Below are 10,355 nucleotides of genomic sequence, written 5' to 3'. Positions count from 1 at the left end.
CGGTAAACGTTTACAGTCCGGTGAAATCCGCACGTTCAACGCTTCTGGTGAACGATTACAATGTCTTTTAGGTATGGATCTGGCTGAACGTATATTGTTCCGGGGTTATTTGTAGTTTTGGTGACTCTAGTGAATGGTTACGTTTTGCAGATAACAATGAGTCGATAGTTGCCAGGATTGTGCTTGATAAATGTACTACATAGTAATATTGTACTAGTTTTTGTATAGTTTTTCCTTTTTTTCTTTTTGTTAACATGATACTTTCCTCATATATTTTTTATGGATTATGCTCCGACAATGCGACAATATGCCGCATTGTCGGAGCAGGAGGATGCGTGTAGGTTTCGCCATAGGTTCTTCATCGTTAATTGAAAAAAAGGAGGTAGTGAATGAACAAAAGGTTGCGATTGAAAGTGGTTGCTATGGTGGCTGGCAGTTTGTTGGCGTTAGCGGGGGCTTCGGTTCCATCGGCGTTTGCTGCTGATCAGTCAGGTTCAGGCTGCGTTATTTGTCATACGGATGAGGCAAAACTGACGGCTAGTCTGGCCAAGGTCGAGGTCAAGAGTTCGGCGAAGCAAGCTGGCGCTGGCTGAGGCGGAAAAGTGGCTCAGTTAGAGCCACAAATGAAAGTTCTTGTATCCAAAGATTTTTTCGCTACTATCCATGGCGAGCAGAGTTGTGAGTCTTGTCATGGCGGAGATCCCAAGAGCCAGGATAAAGCGGCCGCTCATCAGGGGATGGAGCCTCATCCTTCAATCAAGACCCCAGAAAAGGCCTGCGGCGAATGTCATGCGGAAATTGTCGCCACTGCCAAGAAATCTCTCCACGCTACTCTCTCTACCTTCCCTACCATTCTGAAAACTCGCAGTGATATGAGTAAATGGGCAGAGATTGATGAGGCCCGTTCCAAACATTGTGCTGCCTGTCATACCAGTTGCGGTGGATGTCATGTCAGCCGGCCTAAGTTCGCTAAAAAAGGTTTTGTCAATGGTCATGTCTTTCAGAAACGGTCCGACCCCTTAAATCAGTGTACGGCCTGCCATGGTAGTCGCATCGGTAACGAGTTCTACGGTGACCGGGGCCAAGGGGATGTTCATGCTGCCAAGTATAATATGGATTGCGTCTCCTGCCATAAGGCCGAGGAGATGCACGCTGCAGCCCCTGATGATCTTAAAGGACGCTACCACCTCAAGGAGATGGTGCAGTGCACTTCTTGCCATCAGGGACTTGAGAACGGCTCGGTTCGTGATCACAACATTCATATCGGTAAGGTTCAGTGCCAAGTCTGTCACTCCCAGACCTATGTGAACTGCTATAGTTGTCATACCGGTAAAGATGAAAATGGTGTTTATTATTTCCAGAATAAAAAGGAAGTAGAAGGCATGAAAATTGGTCTGAATTACGATAAGGAGGCTCCGGGGGCAGGGTATAATTATATGCTTGTACGTCACGAGCCAACCGATAAAGAGCTTTTCGCTTTCTACGTTAAGGATGCTCTGACCAATTTTGATAAGGTTCCAAACTGGAAGCGGACTTCACCCCATAATATCCAGCGTAAGACCTGGCAGAACGCTTCCTGTAATAATTGTCACGGAAATCGGGAGTTGTTCTTGAGCGAAAAGGATCTTCTCGACTATGAAATCAAGGCCAATAAAGATGTTGTGGTCCCGGACAGCATGGTTCCGAAGGCTCATGAAAAGGTTAAACCTGCCATGGCGCCGATCACTACCGTTCGTTCCGCGATGGTGGTTAATGTGGATTGGCTTAAAGCTAACCTTAAGGCGGTCAAGCTCGTAGATGCCCGAGGGCAGAAGGACTATGACAAGGGCCATGTTGAGGGAGCTTTATCCTTGAGTCCGCTGGAAGCTGGTCTGCGTTATGATTGGAGTGCTGAGAAGCCGATGCAGCTCGTGGCTCAGGAAGAGATTGCGAGAATTTTTGGTGAGGCAGGACTGAGCGCGGATGATCACATCGTGGTCTATGACCGGGATGGACGTAATGCCACATTCTTGATCTGGGTGCTTGAGTACGCCGGGGCAAAGAATGTCTCCTATCTGAATGGCGGTGTCGAGGCCTTGCATGAGGCCGGAGTCCATCTGGTGCAAGAGGCGACCGAGGCGGAGGAAGCAACTTTTTCAGTCACCCTCCAGCCTCAGGTGTTGGCGAGCAGTGAGTTTATTACCAAGAATGTCGACAACGCAAGGGTTGTCGTCGCCGATGTTCGTGGGATTGCTCAGGCTCAGGGGATCAGCAAGCATGAAAAGGCAGCCCGTGCCGGTCACATCCCTGGCTCGGTAAGCTTGCCGATAGGCGCGCTGTTGATGGAAAATGGGTACGTTAAAGAGCCTAAAGAGTTGCTGTGGATGCTCAAGGCCAACTATAACATCACCCCGGATAAGACCGTTATTACAACCTGTAATACCGGGCAGCTGGCGGCAGACGCATATTTTATCTTCCGTTATCTGGGTTTCCCCGATGTCCGGGTGCATAATGAATCTTGGGTCAACTGGTGCGCTATTAAGTAGTAGTATTTAATTGTTTGAGTAGTTGGAAAGGGCCGGACGAAAATATTTCGTCCGGCCCTTTCTTGTTGTGCGCCCGGCAGGGTGCATATACTTGGGGGGAAAAGTTATTGTTTGCCCGGTATGGAGAGATGTTAGCAGAACGGTACGGTGGCGCAGGTGGTTGTGAAGCTGAAGGGGGCGAAGTGATCTGGATCGGTGGAAATTGAGAGATCTCTCGAAAAAGATGTAATGCCTGCTCAATCCTTGCAATCGATAGATGGCCCGGGTAAATTTGATGGCGTCGCAAAAAGGCCGATCTACTGCGTTGCAGCGCACTTTTGCTCATTCGACATGCCATATGTGTGGCCTCATTCGCAAGAGCACACTGCGCCTTGTATATCGGCCCTTTTTGCTTAGCCATCCCGTAACTTTTCACGAGACCATCAATCATGTATAATAATAACCGTTCACCAAAGGCACCGAAACTATAGGTAACTCCGGAACTGTAAACGTTCACAGTGCTGCAGATGCGGTGCTGCTGAACGTTTACGTATAATGCTCACTTTGGGGACTCGTGAACCGCGCAAGCAATTCACGTGAGATCCTGATTTTCTTGTTGCCTCTATCCTTTCAGATTGACCTCTTTAATTATGAGACTAGTCAGGCCATACACGCTATTCAGGGTTTCGGTGATGATGGCTTGGCTCGTCCTCTTTGGGTTACTCCTTAAACGCGATTACTTTATTGACACCTTACGCCAGCGGGAGGCTCAGGTCCTAGAGCAACATGCCCAGGAGAGTTTCTTGGGGGTATACTTCAATGCGGCGCGAATCGGGTATGTAAAAAATTCCTTCACTCAAACTGTAGAGAGTGAGATCACTCTTACCCAGGAGGCCTATCTCCTGCTGAATATTTTGAATGAACATCACCCTGTCCGGATGCGTGGTAGGGCGTTCCTTACTTCCGGATACCTGTTGAAAGAGTTCTCCATTCATTTTGAATCTCCCTTTTATCGCATGGATGCGACCGGTGAGGTGGAGGGAACCACCGTTCATTTCGTTATTGACACCGGTAAAGAGAGGATTACCGATAGCGTCAGTTTGAATAGCCCCCCCTTCATCTCCACCAATCGCCGAGCCTATCTCCTTGATGCCAGTCTGCATGAGGACAGTAAGATTAAGGTGCCTTACTTTGATCCGATTTTACTTACCGGTCAGGATGCGGTGGTGCAATACAAGGGTAGGGACAAGCAGATTATTCAGGGGCGTATCTATAACCTGCATCGATTTGTGGAGTCGTACAACAATATTCGGGTCAGCAGTTGGTTGAATGATGAGGGGTTGGTGGTGAAGGAAGAGACGCCGGCCGGGTTTGTTTTTATTGCAGAGCCGGAATTCAGAGCGACGGAGATTAGCAAGAATGGACCGGAACTGTTGAGTTCGGTCTCGGTGCCCCTTGCCGGCACAATGCCGGACCTTGCCGGTCGCAAGGAGATCAGTTTTCGGCTGCAACTTCCGGAAAATAGTGTTTTTCCGGCTCTGGATAATGATCGGCAGCATCGTGAGGGGGATATCTTGACCGTCACCTTGGAGGATCTGCCGGATGAGACGGCCCAGGTTTGTCAGGGACAGAGCGCTGAACTCTCCTCTACCTCATATATCCAAGTAGAGAGTCCTGCGATCAAACAAATGGCGCTATCCTTGATCGCTCAGGCACCAACTCCGTTGGAGAAGGTTCGAACCTTGAGCCAATGGATCTATTTGAATCTCGAAAAACGACCAGTGCTCGGTCTTCCTGATGCCTTGACCACCCTGGGTAGTCGGAAGGGTGATTGCAATGAACATGCTGCCCTGTTTGCGGCCCTGGCTCGAAGCGCTGGAATCCCTACTCGGGTAGTGGCCGGGGTCACCTTTCATGCCGGGGCCTTTTACTATCACGCTTGGAATGAGATCTGTATGGGGGAGAATTGGATCAGTGTTGATACCACCAAAAATGAGCTGCCCGCCGATCTTACCCATATCAAGTTCGTTCATGGGGAGATCGGGGAGCAGCTTAAGATAGGCGCTCTGCTTGGCAAGCTGCGAGTCGCCATTGCAGAATAAGGTGATCGGAGAATGGCGATATTACAAAGTGAGATGAGAAGCGATCATAAGTCAATCGTGGTCGAAGGGTTGAGTAAGTGTTTCGGGAGCTTCAAGGCGGTGGACCGGATTGATCTTTCGGTCGACCGGGGTGAGTTCTTTGGCTTTCTCGGACCTAATGGCGCTGGCAAGACCACTACCATCAAGATGCTGGCAGGTCTCTTGAAGCCGGATGAGGGCAGCATCTTGATTAATGGGCGCGACCTGATCCGAGAACCCACCATTTGTAAACAGCAGACAGGTTATATCCCTGATCGTCCCTTCCTTTACGAGAAGCTCACCGGGCTTGAGTTCCTGAAGTTCATGGCCAGTCTCTATCAACTCCCGGTTCAGCAATTCAACGACAAGACTGACTATTATTTGGAACTCTTTGATCTGCTGAGTTGGCGGGATCATCTGATCGAAAGCTATTCTCACGGCATGAGGCAGAAGCTGATCATGACTTCGGCCTTGATGTTGGCCCTGCCGGTGCTCATTGTCGATGAACCTATGGTCGGTCTGGACCCCAAGAGCGCCCGGCTGGTCAAAGAACTCTTTAAAAAGCATGCCGAGGCCGGCGGCAGCATCTTTCTCTCCACCCATTCCCTGGAGATTGCCGAGGAACTGTGTGATCGAATCGCAATTGTCATTGATGGCCGTCTTAGGGTCACCGGCAACCTGGCTGATTTGAGGAGAGAGACTCATCTGCTCGACTCCGGCTTAGAGGATATCTTCTTGCAACTGACCGGGGCTCACGAGTTGCAGTCAGTTATTTCGGCTTTGCGCAGCGAGGGGAGATGATGCCTTTCACCCTGATGCGACCGTTTTGGTGGTCGGCGCGCAATCGTTTCTTCCCGCCCGGCCAGATCCCGTATAAAACCCTGCTCATCTTAGGTTTTGGTCTGTTGGTCGATGTCGCTCTCTATCTGATTACTGTCAGGGTTGTCGCCTATTTTCACCGCCAGAACGAGCTGGGAATCATTTTGAGTCTCAAAATTTTTCAGATGGGCTGGATCACCTTGTTTGTCATGCTGATCTTCTCCTGTCTGGTGTCGGCGGTCTCCTCCATCTTTCTGTCGCAGGATAATGAGATTGTCTTTGCCGCTCCAGTCACCCCAGCCGAGCTGTACCTGATGCGTTACTGGACGGTGACCCTGTACACGGGGTGGATGATGATCTTTTTTTCGATTCCGGTCTTTTTGGCCTTTGGGACCGTTTTCGCGGTCAATTGGGTCTACATGCCTTTGACGGTAATAGCGGTCTTTGCTATCGCACTGACTGCTACTGGCCTTGGCTTGTTCATTACCATTATCCTGGTCAACCTTTTTCCGGCCCGTCAGACTAAGGATATTGTCATGTACCTCTCTCTTTGCTTCGGGCTCTTGATCATTTTCTTTGTGCGGATGATCCGGCCGGAGGATTTGGCCAATCCAGATAAGTACGGGTATTTTCTCGATTATCTCTCCAGTATCTCTTCTCCTGCCGGACCTTATGTGCCTGCAGCCTGGGCTGCCAATCTTCTCTCTCTCTATCTCCTGGATAGGGAGGTGGATTGGCTCTTGCTTGGGCTCCTGATCATTACCCCGGTGGCCACGTATATCTCAGGCGAGTGGGCGATGCAGAGATGGTTTTTTTCGGGGTACTCGAAGTCACAGGAGTCGTTTGGTGGCTACCGACAGTTTTCGAGCCGGGGGCCGTATCGGCTTAATAGCAGGGTGGGGTGGATCTATAAGAAGGAGGCCTTAAGTTTTCTTAGGGATTCGACGGAGTGGTCTCAGCTCTTTATGGTGGGCGCCTTAATTATCATCTATCTCTATAATTTCAAAGTGCTACCCATTGACCGCTCATTCATGAAACAAGAGTACCTAACGAATCTCATCGCTTTTCTCAATATCGGTCTGACCGGTTTTGTCTTGACCTCCCTGTCGGCTCGGTTTGTCTTTCCTTCGATTGGGGCAGAGGGGGGCAACTTTTATTTGATTCGGACTTCGCCTTTGACCATGGGCAGTTTCCTGGTTCATAAATATCTCTTTTATGTCCTGCCCTTTACCGGCTTGTCCTTGGTGTTGGTTCTGACCTCCTGTTACCTCTTGCGGGTCGAAGGACCGATTTGGTGGGTCTCGGTTTATATCAGCACCATCACGGTTTGGGTGGTGGTGGCCATGGCGCTGGGTTTTGGGGTGTTTTATGCCGACTTTAAGGCGGAAAACAAAACTACGGCTATGGGGGGTATGGGTGCTATTCTCTTCCTGTTCACCAGTATTACGTATCAGGTGGCTGTGCTTGTAGTTGGAGCCTGGCCCACCGCCCAGGTAGCGAGGTCATGGCTGAAAGGTGAGATCATTCATCGTGGAGATCTGGCTACCGTGATACTTTGGGGACTTGTCGTCCTGTTGGTGGCTGTGCTGGTGATGGGATATTTCTTCAAGAGGGGGGTTGAGAAGCTGGAGAACCTGGGCTAGCCTGGTGTGGGGTTATTGGCTAAGAATTGTATATCTGCCAGTGCTGTTATAGCGGAGCGGCACTGGCAGAGTAGCTGGTCTGGTCAAGTAGTCAATTCAGTGCTGTATGATTTCAGAGAACACTGAGGACGTATTACCCAAAGAACTGTCCTGTGCTGGGTCTAATTGGTGCACTTGCCGCCTTGGATTTCCGGAAATCCACTCAAAGCGAAACTCGACCCGCAGCCACAGGTGGATTTGGTATTGGAGTTGGTGAACTTAAGGCCGCCATTAAATAGCTCGTCAGAGTAGTCGATTACCAGCCCGTCCAGGTATTTGCTGCTATTGTCGTCACTCACCACCCGAATTCCTCCCTGCTCAATGATCGTGGTCTCATTGTCATTCATCTCTCTGCCGACTTCGGCGGTGTAGGTCAGGCCGGCGCAGCCACCCTCGGTCACCATGACCCGTAGGAATTGTCCTTTCTCGAGCTTGTTTTTCAGCATCTTCTCGGCATTTTCTTTGATGATAATTTTCATCTGAATCCCTCCGTATGAGATTGGTTGCTGGTAATCATTCTATTCATAACATATTGTCCTCTGATTGATTAATGTCAAGCCCGATATTGTATTGGCCGGGGGAGGGTGATTGGGCGGAAGCAGACTGGTTTTTTTCAGAGGATCTTTTTGTTTAGTGAGGTATTTCTACGAATTAGAGCCTCGGCGCGGCTTGTGAGAGCGTGGTTTTTGGTCGCGTTCATTGCTTTGAGCAGTACGTTGTTCTTGTTTCTGCTTGGGTTTCTTTGGTTTCTTGGGGCGTAGCTTCATCTGATTGGTCAGCGGCACATTGTGAGTCGGAATAAAACCGGTTGCAACTTCGCGTACTAGGGTCTGGCGGATCAGGGTCTCGATTGCGCTAAGTAGCTTTACCTCATCGGCGCTGACCAGAGAGATCGCTTCCCCCATGCACCCAGCACGACCGGTTCGTCCGATCCGATGAATGTAGTCCTCGGGGACTTTAGGCAGATCGAAATTGACTACATGAGGCAGTTCATTGATATCGAGGCCACGGGCGGCGATATCGGTGGCAACCAGGACACGGATCTTGTTTTCCTTGAAGTCGGCGAGGGTTCGGGATCGTTCTCCTTGGGTCTTGTCTCCGTGGATTGCCGCTGTGGAGATGCCGTCACGACCCAGTTTTTTTGACAGCTGGTCGGCGCCATCCTTGGTGCGGGTGAAGACCAGCACCTGTCCCCAACCTTTATTGCGCAGCAGGTGGCTGAGCAGGGCAGGCTTCTTGCCTTTGTCAGCCTCATAGACCCATTGCTTTACACTTTGTGCCGTGGAGTTTCGAGGGTTGACTTCGATCTGTACCGGTTTTTTAAGTAGTTCGGCGGTGAGTGTGCGGATAGCTCCCGAAAAAGTGGCCGAAAAAAGGAGGTTTTGTCGTTTTTTCGGGAGCAGAGCGAGAATTTTCTGGATGTCACTGATAAAACCCATGTCGAGCATTCGGTCTGCCTCATCAAGTATCAGGGTCTCCACCTGCGAAAACTTGACGGCGTTTTGGTTGAAGAGGTCCAGTAATCGTCCCGGTGTCGCGACTAAGACATCGATCCCGCCTCGTAGTTTCATCATCTGTGGATTGATCTTCACTCCGCCATAAACAACGCCGGATCTCAGTGAAAGGTGTTTGCCATAGCTGGCAACGCTCTCGGCAACCTGCACTGCCAGTTCGCGGGTCGATGTCAGTATCAGGGTGCGAATGTGGTTCGCCTTTACCGTGGGGCCGTTGGTAAGGCGCTGCAATAACGGCAGGGTAAAGCTTGCGGTTTTGCCGGTGCCGGTCTGCGCCGCAGCCATGACATCTTTGCCGGAGAGAACAGCGGGGATCGCCTTGATCTGGATTGGAAAGGGAGTGGTGTATCCCATTTCATCGAGAGCACGAAGGATGGGTTCAGAGAGCCCGAGGGAAGAGAATGACATAAGGATGGGAACCTGCTAGAGCTGAGGTCAATGGTGCCGAGTCACCAGGGCAGGGCCGCAGGGGATTTGGCTGATTTGTTGATGAAGAGATTACAACCACGACTGAGTTAATAAGTCAAGGACGAGCCTCATCGCTCTCTGGTCACGGTCCTGCTCTTTTGAGCATATCCTCTTTTTTTGTCAATCGTTGGGTTATCTTGCTCCCCTTGACCTAAGTCAATGATCAGTCTGTCGATCTTGTCATATTGTGGCGGTAACTTGTAATAACCAAATTTTCGTCAACCTCTTATTGCCTTTGGGAGTTCGTTATGAAAAAACGTTTCGTGGTTTTCTGTTTCCTCATCCCCGTAATTATCAGTGTCATTCTGATAGGGGCTCATTTTCTTAGATCTGGAAATGTGCTGATCCCGATCTTGAGTTTGCTGCTGGTTATGGCTCTTTGTATACGGGAACCGCTAGTGGCCAGGACAGTACAGTTTGTCCTGCTGCTGGCAACAGCAGAGTGGATTCATGCGGCCTATGTGCTAATTTCCACCCGCGTTGATGCCGGACTCCCATGGACTAAACTGGGAATTATCCTTGGGTCTGTTGGCGCGTTGTCACTTGCTTCAATAGGTCTTTTTTTAACAAAGACTCTGAAAGAGATGTATCATCTTTCTGATGCTCCGGATGACAAGGTGCAGAGTAGGGAGGGCGAACATGGTCGTGATATGACAGAGACGTCCCGAGTAAGAGAGGTCTCGTTGCCTGAACACCGGCAGAAACTGCTGGCCGTCCATTCTCTCAAAAGTAATCTAACTATCTGTAGTCTTCTCGCCTTCCTGATTATGGATTATTCCGTAGGAGTCGGTGTGGCTTTTTTGGTAGTCATTGGGCTTGTAAACATTGGTTTGAGAACCAAGATTCAGGGTATAGGGGGAATCTTGCCCTCGGAAGACAGAAGAAAGCTGTATGTCCGGCAGATTATTGGCTTTTGTTTATTCGCCTTGCCAAGTATCGGCTACTATTCGTTTTTGCTGCCAACTATGAAACATCGGCTTATCGTCGGTTCCATAATTACTGCTTTTACTCTCCTGCTGTGGCTTGCTGCGCGTTTTGAATATTGTCTGTTTTTGCATCCAGTCATGTGTCCCTTTTCCGAACATTAGACTGGATTGTATTATCTGCTTGCCATTAACATCCAATTCCACCACTCGAACAGCAGGTGAATTATTACCTCCGGCACCTTCTATCTTACCCCATGAAGAAAATGTATAATTAGTATCCGGCTTCGCAGGAATTTGATTGCTTATCCATTGGCCGGATATT

At 49.7% G+C, this 10,355-nt stretch carries 8 protein-coding genes; 6 read left to right on the top strand and 2 right to left on the bottom strand.

Features of this window, described 5'->3' with window-relative positions; translation table 11 throughout:
• Positions 1 to 389: 389 nt before the first annotated feature.
• The 5 genes from FP815_03785 (at position 390) to FP815_03765 (ending at position 7,086) form a co-directional block, all read left to right on the top strand.
• Positions 390 to 593 carry a hypothetical protein gene (locus FP815_03785; GenBank protein MBA3014058.1) on the top strand — a complete coding sequence of 68 codons (204 nt, stop codon included), beginning with the start codon at positions 390 to 392 and terminating at the stop codon, positions 591 to 593.
• A gap of 30 nt (positions 594 to 623) precedes the next feature.
• Positions 624 to 2,525 (top strand): hypothetical protein, encoded by a 1,902-nt coding sequence (locus tag FP815_03780; protein MBA3014057.1) that lies wholly within the window; start codon positions 624 to 626, stop codon positions 2,523 to 2,525.
• Positions 2,526 to 3,154: 629 nt separating this feature from the next.
• Positions 3,155 to 4,606, top strand: a complete 1,452-nt coding sequence (locus FP815_03775) for a transglutaminase domain-containing protein (GenBank protein ID MBA3014056.1) — start codon at positions 3,155 to 3,157, stop codon at positions 4,604 to 4,606.
• 33 nt (positions 4,607 to 4,639) lie between these two features.
• Positions 4,640 to 5,425, top strand: coding sequence for an ABC transporter ATP-binding protein (locus tag FP815_03770; GenBank protein ID MBA3014055.1), 786 nt, complete (start codon positions 4,640 to 4,642; stop codon positions 5,423 to 5,425).
• Complete coding sequence (locus tag FP815_03765) at positions 5,425 to 7,086, top strand: hypothetical protein (protein MBA3014054.1); 1,662 nt, start codon at positions 5,425 to 5,427, stop codon at positions 7,084 to 7,086. The genes FP815_03770 and FP815_03765 overlap by 1 nt, the downstream gene beginning before the upstream one ends.
• A 161-nt stretch (positions 7,087 to 7,247) precedes the next feature.
• Here FP815_03765 and FP815_03760 read toward each other — a convergent pair whose 3' ends face one another.
• A complete protein-coding gene (locus tag FP815_03760; GenBank protein ID MBA3014053.1) occupies positions 7,248 to 7,604 on the bottom strand; it encodes an iron-sulfur cluster assembly accessory protein in 357 nt (118 codons plus the stop codon).
• Between the two features lie 165 nt (positions 7,605 to 7,769).
• On the bottom strand, positions 7,770 to 9,047 hold the full coding sequence (locus FP815_03755) for a DEAD/DEAH box helicase (GenBank protein ID MBA3014052.1): 1,278 nt from the start codon (positions 9,045 to 9,047) through the stop codon (positions 7,770 to 7,772).
• A 308-nt stretch (positions 9,048 to 9,355) separates the two neighbouring features.
• Here FP815_03755 and FP815_03750 point away from each other — a divergent pair, with 308 nt between their 5' ends.
• Positions 9,356 to 10,195, top strand: a complete 840-nt coding sequence (locus FP815_03750) for a hypothetical protein (GenBank protein ID MBA3014051.1) — start codon at positions 9,356 to 9,358, stop codon at positions 10,193 to 10,195.
• The last annotated feature ends 160 nt before the right edge of the window (positions 10,196 to 10,355 follow it).

The organism is Desulfobulbaceae bacterium, from assembly GCA_013792005.1.
GTDB lineage: Bacteria > Desulfobacterota > Desulfobulbia > Desulfobulbales > VMSU01 > VMSU01.
This window is presented reverse-complemented; position numbering and strand designations above follow the sequence as displayed.